Source organism: Planococcus sp. NCCP-2050 (assembly GCF_023708025.1).
GTDB lineage: Bacteria > Bacillota > Bacilli > Bacillales_A > Planococcaceae > Planococcus.
Genome location: NZ_BRCX01000001.1, coordinates 1,075,991 through 1,094,768 on the forward strand (window position 1 = coordinate 1,075,991; position 18,778 = coordinate 1,094,768).

Below are 18,778 nucleotides of genomic sequence, written 5' to 3' on the forward strand. Positions count from 1 at the left end.
CTTAGTTTTTCGAATCGCCTAGCAAATAGACGTCAAATCCTGCGTTCTCCCATTTTTCACGGTTGATGCAGTTTTTTGTGTCGATGATGATTTTATTCGCTACATTTGTCAAAGTTGTCGGATCGATGTCGCGGAACGCTTGGTGATCCGTCAAAACGACCAGCGCAGATGCGTCTTGGATCGCCTCATCGAAGCTTTGCGTCTGTTCCGGCAAGTTGTTGACTTTGATATGCGGATCGTGGGCAGTCAAGTTCATGCCGCGTTCGCGGAATTGCGATACGACTTCAACAGACGGACTTTCGCGCATGTCGTCGATATTGCCTTTGAATGCAAGGCCAAGAACCGCTATTTTCGGATCTTTGATGCCTTTGGCTTTTAAGATATCCGCTGTGAGCTGCGCTGTGTAAGACGGCATGCCGTCGTTCGTTTTACGCGCCAAGTGGATGATTTTCGATTTTTCCGGATCCAATTCAACAAGGAACCATGGATCAACGGCGATGCAATGTCCGCCGACGCCAGGTCCTGGTGTGTGGATGTTCACGCGCGGGTGGTAGTTGGCCAGTTTAATAGCTTCCCAAATATTGACATTAATACCTTGAGCGATCATAGCGAGTTCGTTGGCGAATGCGATGTTGACGTCACGGTATGTATTTTCCATAACTTTAACCAGTTCAGCTGTTGTTGCGTCTGTTTCGTGCATCGTCCCTTCGACGAAGGATGCATACAATTCAGAAGTCAGGCGTGCCGATTCTTCGTTGATGCCGCCGATGATGCGGTCGTTTGTGACAAGTTCCTGGAACACACGGCCTGGGATGACGCGTTCTGGCGAATGGGAAACGAAGAGTTCCGTTCCGATTTCAAGTCCGGATTGGACAAGTTCCGGCATCATGACATCTTCCACCGTTCTTGGCGGCACAGTCGATTCCAAAATGACCAAATCGCCTTTTTTCAGGAAAGGGACAACCGAAGCTGTGGCTTTGCGAACATATTCGAGTTCAGCGGTTTTATCCGCTTTGATCGGTGATGGCACGGCAATAATGAAAACGTCTGCTTCTACCGGCTTCATCGAAGCGGTCAGCATGCCTCCGTCGATTGCCATATCCAGACGTTCCTGCAATCCGTTTTCTTCTATATGTAGCTCTTTATTTTGAATCATTGTTACCGCTTTTTCATTGACGTCTACGCCATGGACTTTGTGTCCGTGGTTCGCAAACATAACGGCTGTCGGCAAGCCGATATAGCCAAGTCCGACAACACAGATGGATTTCTTCATTTTGACATTATCTCCTTTTATCGTGATCGCAATACTTTAAATAAGAAAACCGGCAAGTTGAGCTGGCGTTTGAATCGGGAAGGGCTGGCAAGCAACCTGTACAGCCATTCGATTCCGAGTTTCCGGAACGGTGCCGGTGCGCGTTTGACGGTCCCTGAGAACACATCAAAACTGCCGCCAACCCCCTGGAATACTTGGACGTTTGGCAAGCTCTTCAAGTTTCTTCTGATCCAAAGTTCTTGTTTCGGGCTGCCAAGCGCAACGAAAAGAATTTTCGCCCCGCTTTGGTGGATGCGTGAAACAAGCGCCGCTTCATCTTTTTCATAGCCGTTCGTGTAGCCGGCGACGCGGATATTCGGGTGCTGCGCTTGGATGTTCGCGATCGCTTTCGTCACGACTTCTTCCTTCGCGCCGTAAAAATACACAGAATGGCCATCACTTTCCGCAAACTTCAAAAGACGTGCCATCATATCGACGCCAGTGACGCGCGATGTAATGCCGCCGCCTTTGATTTTCGCTGCCAGCAAGATGCCGACCCCGTCCGCAATTTGGTACGTGGAAGCATTGATCAGTTCTTTCACTTCCGGATTGCGCTGGGCGCTCATTACTTTTTCCGGGTTCACCGCAATGATGGTCGACTGTTTGCCGCCATTTATGCGCACCCTCAAATCATTTATTATACCTTCATATGACAGAGGCGAAACGTCCACCCCTAAATATTTTTCCTTCATTAGTCAAACCCTCGATTCAGTCGCTTTCAATTTTATTAGTATAGCAGATTTTTAGAGGAGTTGCACAGGCTGTTTGACAAGTGGTAGAATTTAGCGAGGACAAGGCTTGCGAGCTTTAGTTTGAGGAGGAAAATATGTGAAAATTGTACTATCTGGCTTCTATGGATTAGGCAATACGGGTGACGAAGCCATCCTGAAAGCGATTATTGATAATTTGCGTGCGGAGTTGAATAACCCGGATATCACCGTCTTTTCATTGTCACCGGAAAAAACGGCTAAAGAATACAATGTGAAATCAGTTTACCGCGCATGGCGCCGTGAAAATAAAGAAAAAGTCAAAGCGCTGCGGAGCGCCGACCTGCTGATTTCCGGCGGCGGTGGTTTGCTGCAGGATACATACCCGACAAAATTCCTGTTCGGCCCCCTTCCGTATTATTTGCTGATCGTGATGCTGGCAAAACTTTGCGGAACGAAAGTGATGTTCTTTTCTCAAGGGATCGGCCCGGTCACTTCGACTTGGGGCAAGATTTTGATGAAAGTCTTCGCGAACCGCGCCGATTTTATCACCGTGCGCGATCAGTATTCGAAGGATTATTTGAAGAAGCTTGGCGTAACACGTCCGGAAACGGTTGTGACGGCGGATATCGTGTTCGCGTTCAAAGCGGACGAAGAAGACCGCGCGTATAACTCATTGCCTTTGACTGGCAATGAAAAAATTGTCGCTGTGACAGTGCGCCCGTGGTTCGATAATCCCGATTACATCGAAAAAACGGCTCGTCTTTTAGACCAGTTGATCGAGCTTCGCGGCGTGACGCCGGTATTCGTTCCAATGGAAGGAAAATACGACGTCCCCGCTTCAAACGATGTGCTATCGAAAATGAAGCATGCGGATAAAGCGATGCTGCTCGGTTCTGACTTCACGCCGAATGAGTTCTTGAACTTCATTCGCCACGCAGAACTGACGGTTGGCCTTCGCCTCCATGCGTTGATTTTCTCAGCACTTTCAAATGTGCCGCATCTCGGCTTCAGCTACGACAAAAAAGTGGAAAGTTTCTTGAAGCGTTCGGGCATGTGGGACTATTCGTTCCGCCTCGGCGAAATCGATGAAACTAAACTGCTCGAGAATGCGTTATATCTATTAGACAACAAAGAAGCTGCGCAAGCGATCATCAAACCGAATGTCGCAACACTTCACGCAGAAGCCATGCGCAATGTGGAATTATTAGAAGAGAACTTTGTGAAATAAAGGATTTATGGAAGGGACAGAATCATGAAAATTTTATTGGCAACATCTTACGATTACCCTCACCTCGGTGGTTTGTCGACGCATATGACGACGCTGAAAACTGGGCTTGAGAACTTGGGGCATACGGTTGAGACGTTATCGTTCTCAGACGTCGCCAAATGGCGCCGCGATTTGATTGCCCGCGGGCCTTCGTTCGTTTTGAACAAAATGTCTTTAGGTGCTGGATATGTCTGGACATTAAACCGCCGCCAAGGTTTCTTGGAAGCGATGCTGAAACAAGAGAAATACAAATCCTTCGACATCGTCAACGGCCAGGACGTTTTCGCGACGCGCGCGTCGTTGAACGCCGGGCTTCCGACTGTAACGACGGCCCACGGCTATTTGACATATGAAGGAATTTCAAAAGGTTCGGTTGCTGAAGACAGCAAACACAAGCAGACTTTGCTTGATGTCGAATTCAGTATGTACAAGAAAACGCGTGCCGTCATTACGGTGGATACGCGCATCAAAGAATACATCAAGCGTGAATCCGGTGTGGATGCGACGATGATCAAAAACTTCATCGATGTGGAAGACTTTAAACCGGAAGTCGAACGCCGCGCTGAATTCCGTACGAAATACAATTTGCCGCAGGATGATTTGATATTCTTCATCCCGCGCCGATTGACGAAGAAAAACGGCGTCATCTACCCGATTCTTTCATTCCCTCCTGTACTGGAGAAATACCCGAACGCTCGCTTGGTATTTGCCGGAACGGGTGAAATGATGGACGACATGAAAGCGAAAGCGCGCGAACTCGGCATCGAAGAACGCGTGACGATGCTTGGCGCTGTCGACCATAAAGACATGATCCAATATTATGCTTTGAGCGATATCGCCCTAGTGCCGTCGATCTATTCGGCCGGCGTTGAAGAAGCGACTTCGATTTCCGCTTTGGAAGCGATGGGTTCCGGCATTCCGTTGATCGCTTGTGCTGTCGGTGGTTTGAAAGAAATCGTCGACCACGAGAAAGACGGCTTGCTCGTTGAAGAACGCAATGTGGAAGACCTGTCGAATGCCATGATCCGCTTATTGGATGAGCCTGCGTATGGACAGGAGCTTGCGAAAGCAGCCCGCGAGAAGATCATCGCGGAATACTCGCATTTCGCAGCGGCTGAGAAATACGAAGCCATCTATAAAAAAGCGCTAAAGAAATGATGCGCTGGGCATAACTACAAACGGCGGCTGACTCAGGGCTTTAAGGGTCAGCCGCTTTGCTTGTCTGTGCCAGATGCGCACATACTTTCAGAAAGAAGGGAAATTGATGTCCAGTCTTAAAAAAGCGGCCATATGGACAACCGGTCTTGCACTCCTATTAAAATTATCCGGCTTCCTGCGCGAATCAATCGTCGCCAAAGAATTCGGGGCTTCTGATGCAACTGATGCTTACTTCCTGGCCTTTTCATTCATCACGCTGGTCGTAGCGATGATCGCCACCGGCTTTAACAACGTCTTTTTGCCGATGTACATCAAGCGCCGGAAATCGGGTGAAGATAAAGACGATACGAACGCGAATGCCTTATTGAACTGGACGATGATTCTTTTCGTCGGCATTTCAGTTGCCGGCTGGTTCTCTGCCCAGTGGCTCGTGCCGCTCATTTATCCGAAAATGTCGGAAGGCGCTGAGCCGATTGCCGTTGAAATGACCGAAGTGTTCTTTATCTTCATGGTCTTTATCGCCCTTGCCGGCTTATTGGAATCCTATCTGCAGTCTCGCCGCATTTTCGTGCCGACCTTGATGTCGAAATTGCTGGCAACCTTGATGTCAGCTGTGTTCGCCTTATTATTCTCAGATATTTGGGGAATTTATTCACTGGCATACGGTTTCGTCTTCGGTACGATCGTCGGTGCGCTGATTCAAATCTATTATTTGATTCGCTCCGATTATTCCTGGAAACCGACTTTGTATATGGAATCCGATTTCAAAAAAGCATTTATTATCCTGATCGTCCCTTCCCTACTGAACTCAGTGGTCGGACAGATCAACCTTTTTGTCAATAAAGCCTTTGCATCCGGCACCGGCCTTGAAGGTGCCGTCACGTATTTGAACAACTCGCAATTGATTGTCAGCATTCCGAATGCAATTTATGCAGCAACGCTCGCTGCCATCATCTTTACGCTGATGTCGGAACAGATTGACGATCTGCCGAAATTCAAAGACACGGTCTTCCGCGGCATGGAGATTTCGTTCATCACGCTCGTACCGATTGCAGTCGGACTTGCGGTTGTCGGAGACGCAGTCGTTTCCTTCATCTACGAACGCGGGCTCTTTACCGCTGAAGACACAGCGAACACGCATCTTGCACTCTTGTTCTACTTGCCGATCATCATTTTCCAAGGGATGCAATTGATTCTTTCGAAATCGATGTACGCACGCGGCAAAACAGCCGTCGTCTTCCGCATTTCCGTGACGACGATTGCCGTTAACTTGCTATTGAACTGGCTATTGGTCGACCGCTACGGCTACACAGCGCTCGCTTTTGCCGCTTCAGTCGTTTCGATTTACTACTTCACCGTTTCGATGATTGTCGTGTATAAAGATTTGGGCTGGGACCAGTTGCGCCGCTTCGGCACGACAGCTTGGCGCATCTTGATCCCGGCTATTGTCATGGGCGCAGTCGTATGGGGAGCAAAACAGCTTCTCGGCGCAGAAGACTGGTATTCACTGATCCAATTGGCGGTTCTAGTGCCGCTCGGGATTATTGTCTACGCAGTGATGCTGCGCATCGTTCATCCGCATGGCTTCAAGCGTTTCCTCGGGCTTGCACGACGCGGGAAGAAATAAAATAAGTTTGTTTGATGAAAGATCCGCTGCGGCGGGTCTTTTTTAGTGGTTTTGGGACAAGGGTTGATTTCGAAGAGGAAATGGTTGATTTCAGGCACGTACGGGTTGATTTCAGATACATAATGGTTGATTTCAAAAAAATATGCATAAAAAAAGGGCCAGCCGCAGCTGACCCTTTTCTCATTTTCAGTTGATGACATCGACCAGATCTGAACGGATCCAGCCAAAGCCGTTGTTTGTATCGTGTTCCGGGTTCAAGTCGGAAATGACTTTATACCAGTTGTAGCCGTCCGTGTGTTTTTTCGTTTCGACGATAACAACTGGATAGCCGAAGGCATTTTCAACGCCTAAGTAAGTGCGTTTGTATTGATACAGCAAAGCGCCTTCTGGAGCGTTGCGTACATTTACTGAAGCGGTGTTTGTGATGCCAAGTTTGTATTTATTGATGTCTTTTTGGCCAAGTTCCAAATCAGCGCGGTACATATGCCCCGCCACTTTCGATCCCCATGTCGGGTCAGAAGCATAGCTGACGTTGAAGCCTGTGGTTTTATTCCCCGGAGCTGCTCCGTTTGCGTAAGAGCCGTTCGGGTTGACGTAGTTGCGGTTCATGTATTCGCGCGCAAATGCGTCGATGCTGCCTTCCGGCTGCTTGTACGTAGTGCCTTCATGCGGCGAACCGTCGTAAACGCGGATACCGAATAAGTTATTCTTTGTCTGTGCGTTCGCGCTCATGCCATAAGCACTTTCATGCATCGCTGCAGAAAGCATGAACAATGCATTGATGTTGTATTTCTCTTGCATTTCAAGGAAATATTTCCCCTTGCCAATCAGTTTTGATTTTGTGACTGCGTCTTTGTAAGTTCCAGATGAACTATTCAAAGCCGTCAAGCGGTTCATGATGTATTTGTCGAGTTCCGCTGCTGAGTAGTTCGTTTTTGTTCGGACAGACTGGTATTGGAAATACGGGTAATGCGTCACTTTCGACGAACCAGCTGTAAAGTGGACGCCGTCGTGGCTGTAGTATTTCACACCTTGCTTCATCGCGGATGGAGCCGGTCCGATAGAGTAGCTCGATCCTTGCTTGTTCACGTAATTGTATTGGTAATGGCTAAGCGTCCCCCACTGGCTGACGATGTAATAATCGCGGTCTTTGATCAATTCAGAAGGGACGAAATCCACTTCGCTGTGCTTCGCGTAGCCGATTGTGCCGCCGACTTGAACTTTGACAAAATCCGCATTCGAATCGATGTAGCGGATTTCGCGGCCATGCTCTACATAAGTGGCTTGCGTCTTAAATGCCGTGTCCAAGTAAATCGTCGTCACTTGCTTAACGCCGTTCAGTACACGGTCGCCAAAAGCAAGGCCGCTCTTCACGCGGATGATTTCATTGCCGCGGTAAATCGCTTTTGCCGAATCGACTGTTTTGAAAGAATCGGCTGCACTCAAATAATCTTTATGGCCGAATGCCTGTTTCACCAATTTGCCGTTTTCCACATACCCTAAATAATAAAGGCTGTTGTCAGTTGGCGGTGTTGGCGTCGGAGTTGGATCAGATGGAGCCGGCTGCTCAGGCGCAGGCGCTGGAGCCGCTTCGTAAGCCGTTAAGAAACGGTAAATAAAGGCAGCTGCCTGTTCGCGAGTCGCGTTGTTTTTCGGTTTGAACGAGTAAGTAACTGGAGAAGTTTTGTAATCCGGATAACCGAAAACGATGTCATAATTGGCGATATTGTAGATGGCGCTCAAGGTTACGGATGACATTTCAGTTTCATCTGTGAAACTCATGCGTTTCGGCTGCAGGCTCATTTTGCTGTATTCCAGCATATTTTTCACTGTAATCGCCACTTGGTCGCGCGTAATCAATGCTTGCGGCTGGAATGTATCTTTTGTAATCCCCTGCATGATGCCTGCAGCGTAGACTTTGCCGACTTCAGCACCAAGGCTCGAATCACGGCGGACGTCTTTAAATGTATGCGTCCCTGCCGGCAACTTCATGGCCCGGCTAATAAAAGCGGCAAACTGTTCGCGTGTCACGTTTTCAGTTGGACGGTACGTACCGTCTTTATAACCTGATAGGATGCCGCGGTTGATCATTTCATTCATTTCTTTTTCCAGGGCGCTGCCCGGGACTATGTCACTGGCCTGGCTTGGTGATGATGCGAACCCTAAAACTCCCATAATCAACAAGATAGACGCAACGAATTTACTAATACTCTTCATGAAGTCCTCCTTATTTCTGCCTGATTTCAGTGTAATGCATTTTTGTCCTTTAAAAAAGGTTTTTTATGGTATGTCCTTAAAGAACGAGTCCTTTGCCTTAACAAAAATACGATAAAAAAAGTTTCTTCTATAGAACTAGTTCTTTTGTTTTGAAAAATTGAGAAGAACGTTTTTTTCTCTGAGTTGCTCGTAAGTAGTGTTGAGTTGCTCTCAAAGTGGCGTGAGTTGCTCGCAAACATGGGTGAGTTTCTCTCAAAACGGTTTGAGTTGCTCGTAAGCAAACAGGAAGGGCCGGCATTTGCCGGCCCTTCCTGTTCTTAATTAATTTTTGTTACATTTTCTTCAAGTATCCAGCCGATGCCGTTGTAGTCATCATCTTCCGCTTTTAATTCGGAAATGATTTGGTAATAACCGTCTTTGCTATCAGTGATGATAACTGGATAACCGAATGCTCCATTAACCCCAAGATCGGTTCTTGAGAAATGATATAAATATCTAGCACTGACCGCCGGTGTCGGGTAGACCTTCACTCCAGGAGTATTCGTGATTCCCAGTTGATATTTATTAAGATCTTTCTTGCCTAATGCTTTATCCGAACGGTACATATGTCCAGCCACTTTCGAACCCCATGCAGGGTCAGAAGCATAGCTTACCGTGATGCCTGTGGTTTTATTGCCCGGAGCGGCTCCGTTGTAATAGCCTCCGTGCAATGTATCGACGTAGTCGCTGTCCATCCGGTATTTAGCGAAGTCCTCAATGCTTTCTTTGGGCGTGTTATAGACTTTGCCATCCTTCAAGCCGTTGTCGTAAACTTCAATCCCGAAAAGATTGTTCTTCTCATGCGCAATTTCGCTCATGCCGTATTGGCTTTCGTGCATTGCTGCCGCCAGGATATAGAGGCCGTTGACATTATACTTTTCCTGCATCTCCAGGATGAATTTTCCTTGGCCGATCAATTTTGAACGAGTGATAGCATTTTTATAAAGATCCGTTTTATTATTTACGCCATTCAAGGCTGTCATAATATAACGATCCAACTCTTCTGCCGTATAACTCGTTTTTGAGCGGACTGATTGGTATTGGAAATACGGATAATGTTTAATCTCCGCGCCGCCAGCGAAAGGTTTGAAATGGACACCGTCCACTGATTTGTATTTCACGCCTTCTTTCATTCCGCTTGGCGCCGGCCCTACAGGATATCTAGTTTCTTGTTTACCTGACAAGTGATTGTACTGATAATGATTCAGTTCCGCGCCAATTACCTCATAGTATTCTTCGCCTTTCATCAATTCAGCAGGGACGAAATCCACTTCCCCTTGCTTCGCATAGCCGATTGTTCCGCCTGCTTGGACTTTTACATATTGTCCAGTCGCTTCAATAAAACGCATTTCGCGGCCTGGTTCCATGTAAGTCAGCTGAGTTTTAAAATCCGCGTTGCTGTAGATCGTCGTTACATCTAAAACCTTTTTGCCATTCACAATCGAAGTACGGTCGCCGTATACGACGCCATCTTTGATTGCAACGATGTCCGTTCCTTTCAACAAGGCGTCGGCTTTAGCATCCGCATTGAACGACGTTGAAGCTGCTGAATGGGTAGCGTAATTATTATCAGTCGGAACCACTAATTTCCCGTTCTCTACGGTGCCGATATAGTATGTATTGGAATCATATTTCTCGCCTGGCACTTGCTCTTTCGCCATCAGGAAACGGTAAATAAAAGCTGCCGCTTGTTCGCGCGTCGCGTTTGCATTTGGTTTGAAGCTGCCGTCTGAATGGCCGGCTACAATGTTATAGCTTGAGATATTATAGATGGCTGATAAAACGACCGACGTCATGTTTTTACTATCCTTGAACTCCACGGCATTGCGTTCCATCTTCATGTCGCTGTATGCAAGAACTTTTTGCAGCGTCAAGACGACTTGCGCACGGGTAATATTGGCTTTTGGCGCAAAGCGGTCTGCCGAAACCCCCTCCATGATGCCAGACGAATAAACTTTTGCCACATCGCTCGATAAATTACTGTTAGCCGGAACATCTTTAAACGAATGTTCTCCTTCCGGCAAGTCAAGCGCACGGCTGATAAACGCTGCGAACTGTTCACGTGTCACGTTGTCTTTCTCACCGAGACTTCCGTCCTTATAGCCAGAGATAATCCCTCGCTTGACCATTTCGTTCATTTCTTTTTCAAGCGAACTTGCTGCATTGCTTGCGGCCGCAAAACCGAAAATGCCTGTAATTGCTAATAAAATAATGAGTAACCTGCTTATAAACTTCATTGTCGCCTCCTAGGGTTTATTTTCTATCCTTAGATATTTTTTGGATGAATTTGTCTACTCCTACAATTATAAGCGAAGCCTATCTTGAATCAAAGATAAAATCAGGTAATTAACTGGAAATCCTAAAGATTGTTTCGTTGAACTTATACCTGAAATTAAAAAAACTGCCCTGTAGTCATTTAACGACTTTCAGGACAGCTTTACGCTTCTATTATTTTGCGTTCATCGCGCTGTAAAGTGCTGCAGCGAATTCTGCACGGTCTGTATTTGACTCACCATAATAGTTTGAAGTTTGGAAAACAGTTGTTTGATCGATTGCTTTCAATGTTACGATTGGCTCGTGCGCCCAGAAAGAAGGTGCCACATCCAAATATTTCACTGAAGCTGTTTGTGCTTGAACTTCTTCTGATTTAGACATCTGGAACGCTCTTTCCAGGATGACTGCTAATTGCGTTTTTGATAATGGTGCGTACATTCCGAACGATCCGTTTGTGAATCCTTGCAGAATTCCCGCTTCGTTCATCGCTGCAATGTCTTTCGCGAACGAGTGGTTCGCTGCTACGTCGCTGAATTGGACTTTGCCTTTCGCTGAAAGGCCGAGCACGCGGTTGATCATCGTTGCTGCTTGTCCACGCGTTACTTCCTCTGATGGACGGAAGTCTTGCTGGTGGTAGCCGCTGATAACGCCTGAAGTGTTCAATGTTTTGATGGCTTCATAAGCCGGATGTGATGTTTTTACATCCACGAATTTGCCGTTTGTTACTGGCGGCAACGGCTTCGGCTCTGCTTTTACCGGAGCTGCACTTTGTACGCTGCTCAAGCGTTTTGCGCCTGCATATTTAGGTCCCCAATAAGGGTTCGTATTAATATTTGAAACTTTGACTCCGCCGCTTTCGGCAGATACTACATTGCCGTCACCTAAGTATATTCCTGTGTGCGAGATGCCTTTTTTATATGTATTTGCGAAAAATACAAGATCTCCTTTTTGCAGGTTGCTTTTTGATACGGACGTTCCAACGTTATATTGTTCTGCTGAAGTTCTTGGCAAGGAAATTCCGAAATGATTGAAGACATATCGGATGTAGCCTGAACAATCAAACCCTGAAGGTGTTGTTCCTCCAAATTTATAAGGGGTGCCTTTAAATTTCAAAGCGTATGTTGCAATATCATCTGGTGTTGCTCCACTGGCATCGGCTTTAGTTGTCATAAACGGACTAGCTGTTATCAATAGGACAGCAATCATCATTAGTATAATACGTTTTTTCAATTCGTCACCTCTAAGTAAGTTTGGCGATTCAAGATGTTGATCAGACACTGAATCTTTCTGTTTTCTTAACCTGTTTTAGATTCTAACAGAGAATATAACAATATTAGGTTACGGTTGTATTACAGTTGTGTAACATTGCCTATAAACAGGTTTAGAACCCGGGCAAAGCGGGCAATATAAAGAGTTGACGTATGATTAGTGAGTCCTGAAATCAACTGATTGACCTTTATTTAAACCGAATCTTACATATGTGAAATCTAAAAAACCGCAAAACGGGTCTTCCGTTTTGCGGTTTTTATAGTAATTATTTACTTTTATTATTTAAATAGCAACGGATTTTCTGCTCTTGCTAAGAACACGCTGAACGAATAGCGGTTCATGTTCTGGCTCGGTCCAAAAGTTGTTTCGCTCACGCCTAAAGTAATGCCTTGCTGCGTCATTGCTTGGATTGCTTCATAGCTCGCCATGCTTTCGTTTACGTCAGTGAATGGCATTTTAGCCGTAGGATCAAATTTGAATTGGTACGTATTCTGGATCAATAACGCCATTTCAGCACGCGTAACGGATTGATAAGGGCGGAATGTGCCATCAGGGAAGCCGGATAATATGCCCTTATCATAGGCCGATTGAATATAGCCGGATGCCGCATTATTCGCGCTGACGTCTTTGAAAATGGTGTTGCGCGCTTTGCCATCAAGCCCGTTCGCTCTGCCGATTAAAATCAAAGCTTCCGCGCGGGTAATTTCTTTTCGGGGTTTAAAAGTTCCATCTGTATAGCCGCTGATCATGTTGTTGCTGTAAAGATAGCTGATATGCGGCGCAAACCAAGACGTCATCGTCACGTCTTTAAAAGCAGGCTCCGTCAAACCGATTGACAGATTCTCTGTCTTTTTCACGCCTTTTGCATCGGTATAGCTGAACGTAAAGGAATAATTCCCTTTCGTTTTATACGTTTCCCATTTATTCGTCCCTGTACTCTTTAAATCCGTCGTCCCTTCTTTTAGAGACGGTGAAGTTGCCAGTTCAGGATTTTTTAAGGTAAAGGAAATGCCGCCTTTCGTGATGGCTGCTTGAATAAATGGAACGGCTTTGATTTCTTTTTCGTACTGGATGGCGCCGAATCCATAGACATTATCGCGGCCTGGCGTTCCTAAATCTCTAGCCGTAGCCTGCGCCATTTCGCGCAATTTCACATTTGTAAGGCCAGGATACTGCTCTTTGTAAATGGCGAATACACCTGCTACGTGCGGAGCGGCCATCGAAGTTCCCGTCAAATTCCGGTAGCCGTCTATTTTATTGTCCCACTCATCCAACTCTTTCGGATAAGTGCTGAAAATCTCCGTTCCGGGAGCTGCAAATTCCATCGAGGGCCCGATCGATGAATTTTCTTCTCTTGAAAAGTCGTTATTTACGGCCCCTACAGCAATGACTGAGGAATATTTGGCTGGGTATGTCATTGTGTCCATCTGCCCGGAACCGCCTTCATTTCCGGCTGCCGAAATGATAATCATGCCTTGCTTATAAGCTTCTTGCAGCATCAACTCCAGCGGACGGTCATTGACCGAAATCGAAATGCTCAAGTTCAAAATATCAATCTTATTTTGAATCGCCCATTCCACGCCTTTCGTAATTTGCGCAGTTGACCCTGATCCGCGGTTGTTCATCGCTTTAATCGCATACAATTGCACATTCGGTGCAATTCCGATGATGCCTGAATCATTTTTTTGCGCAGCAATGATGCCTGCTACGTGGGTACCGTGGCCGAAATTGTCATCATAAGGGACTTTACTCGCACACACAGCAGCCGTACAGACGCCGCCTGCCACTTTCAAATCCGGATGCTCTGTATCAATCCCTGTATCGAGGACTGCCACTTTCACGCCTTTGCCGGTATAAGGAGAAGTTTGTTTTGGTGTACTCTTAATCATTGAAAATGAGGGAGATACCAGTTCTGCTGCCGTTTCGTACTGTTGGTTTGGATAAATCTCAGCGCTTGAGAATTGCTCTTGCAAAGCGGCTTTATCTGACTCGCTCAGTTTCAATTCGACAAGCGGAATTTCTTCAAACTCTTTTGTGACTGCACCAAACTGGACCTTGATCTCTTCTAATTGATCTTCGTTTGCGTGGATTAAATATGTATCGGTTTCTTCGGCAAAAATGTGGGAAGGCAGAAATAGGAATGCGAATAGTAAAGTAAGTAAGCCGACGCGTTTCATGGTGAGGATCCCTCTTTTCTCAGTATATTTCTCATAATACCCTAACCGGGATTTTAAAAAACCGGACAAAAGATAGAAAAACGTATTTTTTTAACATTATTATTATTAATTTAAAATAAAAAACTAGCTTTTGTTATTTTCATGGGTATTTGAGACAGCTGACTTGTCTGAATAGGACTAGAAAAGTGAAAATGTTAAAAAAATCCCGCCAACAAATTCGTTAGCGGGATCTCGGATTAGTGAAGTTTGTTGCTTGGTGAAGCACCAGCTGTGCTGTAGTACTGGCCAATATCTGTACGGCCTTCGTAGTTATAGAAGTAGTCAAGTGTTCCAAGGAACAACGCTCTACCCATTTTCTTGCGTTCTGCTTCTGACTTGATGTATTGAATATCTTTTGAACTATCGATAAAGCCCATCTCGATTAATGAAGCTGGAACTGTGTTTTGTCGAAGTACAGCCAAGTTGCCGACTTTAACCCCACGGTTCGATAAGTTCCATGCTTCTTGCATGCGTGCTTGTAAATAAATCGATAAAGCCCGTGATTGCTGGACTTTTGGATTAGTTGCAGCTGTTGATGCATAATAGAACGATTCTTGACCGTTCGCTGAGTTGTTGAATGCATTTGTATGGATGCTTACAAATACATCTCCGCCATTTTTCGAAGCGAATTTCGCACGGTCCGTTAAGCTGATAAAGACATCTGTTGAACGTGTCATTTTCGTTTTAATCGGTGTTTGATCAAAATAAGCTTTCATATGTTTCCCAACATTTAAAACCACATTTTTTTCTTGGAATCCGTTAGCAACTGCTCCAGGATCTGATCCGCCGTGGCCTGGATCAATGATAACCGTCAAATCACTTCCGCCGATCGGTGCTGGGCTTGGCAAAACCGCCCCTGGTTTCGTTGTAGAAAGATAGCTTGTTGCGACATAGCCGATTACACCATTTACACGGATATGAGACCAGCCGTTAGACGACTTGCCAACGCCGACTGCTGTTCCGCTTTTTAATTTGCTGATGACTGCACCCGAATTGCTTGGCGCTGAACGCATGTTTAATGTATCAGATCCTGTGTTTACGTACATCGTTGTGCTGAATGAAACTTCGCCTGGCTTCACGCGGAAGCTTTCGTTCAAGCTGCGTGCCAAAAATACGGCAAAGTCAGCACGGATGATTGTTGCTTCAGTTCCGAATGTGCCATCCGGAAAACCTTGGGCAATTCCTTTATTCATCAAGTTGGTTGCTGCTGCCGAAACGCTATTGCCGCCGTAGCCGAAAGCCCGGTTGATCAAGATCGCCATTTCGCCGCGTTTCAACACTTTGTATGGTTGGAATGTGCCATCAGGATAGCCAGAGATGACGCCGCGTTTAACCATTTCGTTTATGTAGCCGGATGCAAAGTTTCCTGAGCCGACATCACTGAATTCCGTATTTTGTTTGGTTCCATTTAAACCGAGTGACCGGCCAAGCATTGCTGCCGCTTCTCCCCGGGTAACTTGTCTGCTCGGGACAAAATGAGTGTTCGAAACACCGTTGACAAAACCTTTATCCACCAAATAGGTGATTTCCGCTTTTGCACGATGAGTATCTCCGATATCTTTAAAATTCGCACTTGCATTCGCTTGGCTTTGTGGGACGATTATTGAGGCAATTAATGCAAAACATAGCATCATAATCCATTTTTTCAAATCTCATTTCCTCCTAGGTTTAGTTCTCTTCACATACCTTAACCCAATTTATTGAAAATTTCTATGTATCATTTGGTCTAATTCGACATTTCTCCCTGACTTTTAGATATAGCGCATAGGTAAAAAGAAATAAAGCCCAACCTCGGCATGAGGTTGGGCTTTTGATTTTAATAATTTCTTCATATCTCTGCAATTTAACTTTTACAATTAATTGAAAAGAAATTAATTAGCTGCAGCTGGATTTACATCCACGATGCGGCCTTCTGTTTTCGGTGTAACTGTACCGATTCTTTCCAATTCTTCTCTCAAGTTTTCCCAATCTGAAAGGCCTAGGTCTGTTACGCGCCCTTCTTCATAAGCTTTAGCAAAACCATCGAAGCCGTCGCCGCCTTTAGCAGTGAAAGCATTTGTTGCAACTGTGTAAGTTGTTTCGTCTGCAATAGCTGTCAACGTACCGTCCGCATTTTTCAATGAGATCGAAACGATGCGCTCACCTGCTGGTTTAGAAGAATCGAATTTCACTTCTGCTCCAGATACATGCAGGAATCCGCCATTTTCTTTCGGATATTGGCCAACGCTTGTTTCAAATGCATCTTTAAGTTCTGCACCTGTGACTTTCATCGTTGCCAATGTGTTTCCGAATGGAAGAACTGTGATGATTTCACCAACAGTGATCGGTCCAGCATCGATTCCTGCACGGATTCCGCCGCCGTTCTGGAATGCCATTACGACATCTTCGTTGTATGTTTTCGCTTTAGTCAACATACCGTCCGTAATGATGTTTCCGAGAGCTGTTTCGTTTTTACGGACACTTGGCGCTGCTGGGTTTTCACCCGTACGCGGAGTTTCAAGGGCTGCTGTTGCAGTCGCTTTCGTTTCAGTTTCAGAAACTTTCTTCACGCCTTCTTTATATGGTGTCAACACTTTTAATGCTGCTTCGTCTTCAGCCAATTTGCCGACTTCGATCAATTCTCCGTCATGGCTCATCACAACGCCTTCGTCATCAAACGTGACATCCAATGTCCCTAAGTTTTCGCCGTACTGTCCAGTTTGGACAATAACAGTAGGCTCTTCTTTAGCTCCCGCAACGACCGGTGCAGCCAATTTTGTATGGCTGTGCCCGCCGACGATTACGTCAATTCCTTGGACGCCTTTCGCCAATTCCAGATCGTTGTCGATTGTCGGGTTATCGTCATAGCCGATATGCGTCAAAGCGATTACTTTATTGACGCCCATTTTTTCGAACTCATCGACCATGTCTTGTGCTTCCTTGATGTAGTCTTCATCAAAAGAAACAAGTTCCGGGCTTGCAATGTCTTCCGTCTCTTTCGTCGTCAAACCGAAAATCCCCACTTTTTCGCCATTCACTTCTTTGACGATTCCTGTGTAGATATTCGCTTTTTCAGGTGCAGAAGAAATTTTCGTTTGGAATAGGCCATCGAATAATGGATCTTTCGAGAAATCTACGTTCGCTGAAACGAACGGGAAGTTCGCTGCTTTTACGAATTCCTGCAGCGCTTTATGGCCTTCAGTCGATGAACCCAAGTCGAATTCATGGTTCCCGAAAGTCATTGCATCGAAATTCATCAAGTTCATCAATTTAACGTCCGCTTCTCCTTTGTATTCGTTGAAGTAAAGTGTTCCTGAGAATACGTCACCTGCATGAAGAAGCAAGGAGTTCGGGTTTTCTTTGCGGAATTCTTTTGTTGCCGTCACCAATTTCGCTGCGTCATCTAAATGCGCATGCGTATCGTTCACGTGCATCACCGATAAAGAGAATGTGTCATCTTCCAAAAGGAATTGGGCTGTACGGTGAAGGAAAAGAGCTGCTTCTCCGCGCGTTACAGCAGCATTCGAACCGAATTGCGTAGCGGTCTTGCCGACTGCCAGTTTATTTTTCACTAATGCGTCTACGTATTTCGCAAAACGCTCGTTGACGTCTGTAAATTGAGTTTTCTTCAAATCATCGTTGATTTCCAGTCCAGCTGCAGTAGCTAGGATTTTCGCTGTTTCGTTGCGTGTCAACGGATCACTTGCGCCAAAACGTTTCGCCGATTTTCCATCGATGAACCCTTTTTCAGCTAATGCATCCACTGCCCATTTCGCGCTAGCGGGAACGTCTGTAAATCCGGAATCTGCATATTTGCCAGCTGAAGTATAGCCGAGTGCACTCGCAATCATTACTGCCGCATCTTGGCGCTTCACGCTGTGATGGGTACCATACGTTGTTGCTGTTTCACCTTGTACGATTCCGAGATCAAACAAAAATTGAACTGCTTCTGTATAACGGTCCGGCACATCAGTAAATTTCATCTCTGCCGCTGATGCTGGTGAAACCGCTGTTGCCACTGCCGCGATCGCTACTGCTGAAGCGACAAACTTTTTGTTTTTCAAGACATTTGTCATGTGTTCTTTTCCTCCTTAGGGAATGGGTTTTCTCATGCATCTTTACTTTACCAAATTTGTGACTTACGTTCTATAGAATTTGCGTAATTTTTACAATCTTACAACATGGAATGTTGTTCTTTTCTCCTAGCTTTTATTTTCCGGAATAAAATCAGGCAGCTGAGCGCAATGACGGCACCCGAAATGTCGAGTAAAACATCCGCGGCCATCGGGCTTCTCCCGCCGGTAACGGCTTGATGCAATTCATCCAAAACAGCGATCGTTGCAGTTGCCGGCAAAGCGAGCCACCCCATTTTCTTCGGCAGCAAATTGGCAATAGCCAGTGCGATGAGCCCGAAAATGGCTACGTGGGCACCTTTTCTTAAAAAGAATTCGATGAATAAATAATAGCCCCTTTCTTCAATGGAAATGACACTTCCCCAATACGTAATTTCCAGTGTGCTGAGCACGGAATAAAACGGCATGGAAGGAAAATATTTCTCGAGCGCTGGAATCAATGATTGCTGTTCATAGGTTTGGCTTGATGAGATGAACAACACAATAAATAAGGCGAGGAAGATTAATAATTTTTTCATACATAAATTGTATCATCAGTTAAAGCGGTTTTTACATTTTTTTCCGCAAAAAAAGCACA

At 45.7% G+C, this 18,778-nt stretch carries 12 protein-coding genes; 3 read left to right on the forward strand and 9 right to left on the reverse strand.

Annotated elements, in window-relative coordinates; all coding sequences use genetic code 11:
* Window position 1 precedes the first annotated feature (1 nt).
* Both NFU07_RS05245 and NFU07_RS05250 read right to left on the reverse strand, forming a co-directional pair.
* Window positions 2-1,273, reverse strand: a complete 1,272-nt coding sequence (locus NFU07_RS05245) for a nucleotide sugar dehydrogenase (RefSeq protein WP_251475567.1) — start codon at window positions 1,271-1,273, stop codon at window positions 2-4.
* Window positions 1,274-1,290: 17 nt separating this feature from the next.
* Window positions 1,291-2,004, reverse strand: coding sequence for a WecB/TagA/CpsF family glycosyltransferase (locus tag NFU07_RS05250; protein WP_251475569.1), 714 nt, complete (start codon window positions 2,002-2,004; stop codon window positions 1,291-1,293).
* Window positions 2,005-2,140: 136 nt separating this feature from the next.
* On the opposite strand from NFU07_RS05250, the gene csaB reads away from it, so the two are divergent.
* From csaB to murJ, 3 genes are all read left to right on the forward strand, one after another.
* Complete coding sequence (gene csaB, locus NFU07_RS05255) at window positions 2,141-3,250, forward strand: polysaccharide pyruvyl transferase CsaB (RefSeq protein WP_251475571.1); 1,110 nt, start codon at window positions 2,141-2,143, stop codon at window positions 3,248-3,250.
* A gap of 24 nt (window positions 3,251-3,274) precedes the next feature.
* Entirely contained in the window at window positions 3,275-4,447 is a 1,173-nt protein-coding gene (locus NFU07_RS05260) for a glycosyltransferase family 4 protein (protein ID WP_251475573.1), read from the forward strand.
* 106 nt (window positions 4,448-4,553) lie between these two features.
* The gene (gene murJ, locus NFU07_RS05265) at window positions 4,554-6,074 is read left to right on the forward strand and encodes a murein biosynthesis integral membrane protein MurJ (protein WP_251475574.1); all 1,521 of its coding nucleotides are present in this window, start codon (window positions 4,554-4,556) and stop codon (window positions 6,072-6,074) included.
* 186 nt (window positions 6,075-6,260) lie between these two features.
* Here the strand turns inward: murJ and NFU07_RS05270 are convergent, their stop codons facing one another.
* From NFU07_RS05270 to NFU07_RS05300, 7 genes are all read right to left on the reverse strand, one after another.
* Window positions 6,261-8,291 carry an S-layer homology domain-containing protein gene (locus tag NFU07_RS05270; RefSeq protein ID WP_251475576.1) on the reverse strand — a complete coding sequence of 677 codons (2,031 nt, stop codon included), beginning with the start codon at window positions 8,289-8,291 and terminating at the stop codon, window positions 6,261-6,263.
* Window positions 8,292-8,608: 317 nt separating this feature from the next.
* Window positions 8,609-10,567, reverse strand: a complete 1,959-nt coding sequence (locus NFU07_RS05275) for an S-layer homology domain-containing protein (RefSeq protein ID WP_251475578.1) — start codon at window positions 10,565-10,567, stop codon at window positions 8,609-8,611.
* A 211-nt stretch (window positions 10,568-10,778) separates the two neighbouring features.
* Window positions 10,779-11,834, reverse strand: coding sequence for a C40 family peptidase (locus NFU07_RS05280; RefSeq protein WP_251475580.1), 1,056 nt, complete (start codon window positions 11,832-11,834; stop codon window positions 10,779-10,781).
* Window positions 11,835-12,151: 317 nt separating this feature from the next.
* Window positions 12,152-14,050, reverse strand: a complete 1,899-nt coding sequence (locus NFU07_RS05285; RefSeq protein ID WP_251475582.1) for a S8 family peptidase — start codon at window positions 14,048-14,050, stop codon at window positions 12,152-12,154.
* A 236-nt stretch (window positions 14,051-14,286) separates the two neighbouring features.
* Window positions 14,287-15,738, reverse strand: coding sequence for an N-acetylmuramoyl-L-alanine amidase (locus NFU07_RS05290; RefSeq protein ID WP_251475584.1), 1,452 nt, complete (start codon window positions 15,736-15,738; stop codon window positions 14,287-14,289).
* A gap of 222 nt (window positions 15,739-15,960) precedes the next feature.
* The gene (locus NFU07_RS05295) at window positions 15,961-18,144 is read right to left on the reverse strand and encodes a 5'-nucleotidase C-terminal domain-containing protein (RefSeq protein ID WP_251475586.1); all 2,184 of its coding nucleotides are present in this window, start codon (window positions 18,142-18,144) and stop codon (window positions 15,961-15,963) included.
* A gap of 98 nt (window positions 18,145-18,242) precedes the next feature.
* Window positions 18,243-18,719, reverse strand: coding sequence for a VanZ family protein (locus tag NFU07_RS05300; RefSeq protein WP_251475588.1), 477 nt, complete (start codon window positions 18,717-18,719; stop codon window positions 18,243-18,245).
* Window positions 18,720-18,778 lie beyond the last annotated feature (59 nt).

Bases quoted from the DNA above. Each gene is read 5' to 3' on its own strand.
- NFU07_RS05245 (WP_251475567.1), bottom strand. From the start codon at position 1,273: ATGAAGAAATCCATCTGTGTTGTCGGACTTGGCTATATCGGCTTGCCG.
- NFU07_RS05250 (WP_251475569.1), bottom strand. From the start codon at position 2,004: ATGAAGGAAAAATATTTAGGGGTGGACGTTTCGCCTCTGTCATATGAA.
- NFU07_RS05260 (WP_251475573.1), top strand. From the start codon at position 3,275: ATGAAAATTTTATTGGCAACATCTTACGATTACCCTCACCTCGGTGGT.
- murJ (WP_251475574.1), top strand. From the start codon at position 4,554: ATGTCCAGTCTTAAAAAAGCGGCCATATGGACAACCGGTCTTGCACTC.
- NFU07_RS05270 (WP_251475576.1), bottom strand. From the start codon at position 8,291: ATGAAGAGTATTAGTAAATTCGTTGCGTCTATCTTGTTGATTATGGGA.
- NFU07_RS05275 (WP_251475578.1), bottom strand. From the start codon at position 10,567: ATGAAGTTTATAAGCAGGTTACTCATTATTTTATTAGCAATTACAGGC.
- NFU07_RS05285 (WP_251475582.1), bottom strand. From the start codon at position 14,050: ATGAAACGCGTCGGCTTACTTACTTTACTATTCGCATTCCTATTTCTG.
- NFU07_RS05295 (WP_251475586.1), bottom strand. From the start codon at position 18,144: ATGACAAATGTCTTGAAAAACAAAAAGTTTGTCGCTTCAGCAGTAGCG.
- NFU07_RS05300 (WP_251475588.1), bottom strand. From the start codon at position 18,719: ATGAAAAAATTATTAATCTTCCTCGCCTTATTTATTGTGTTGTTCATC.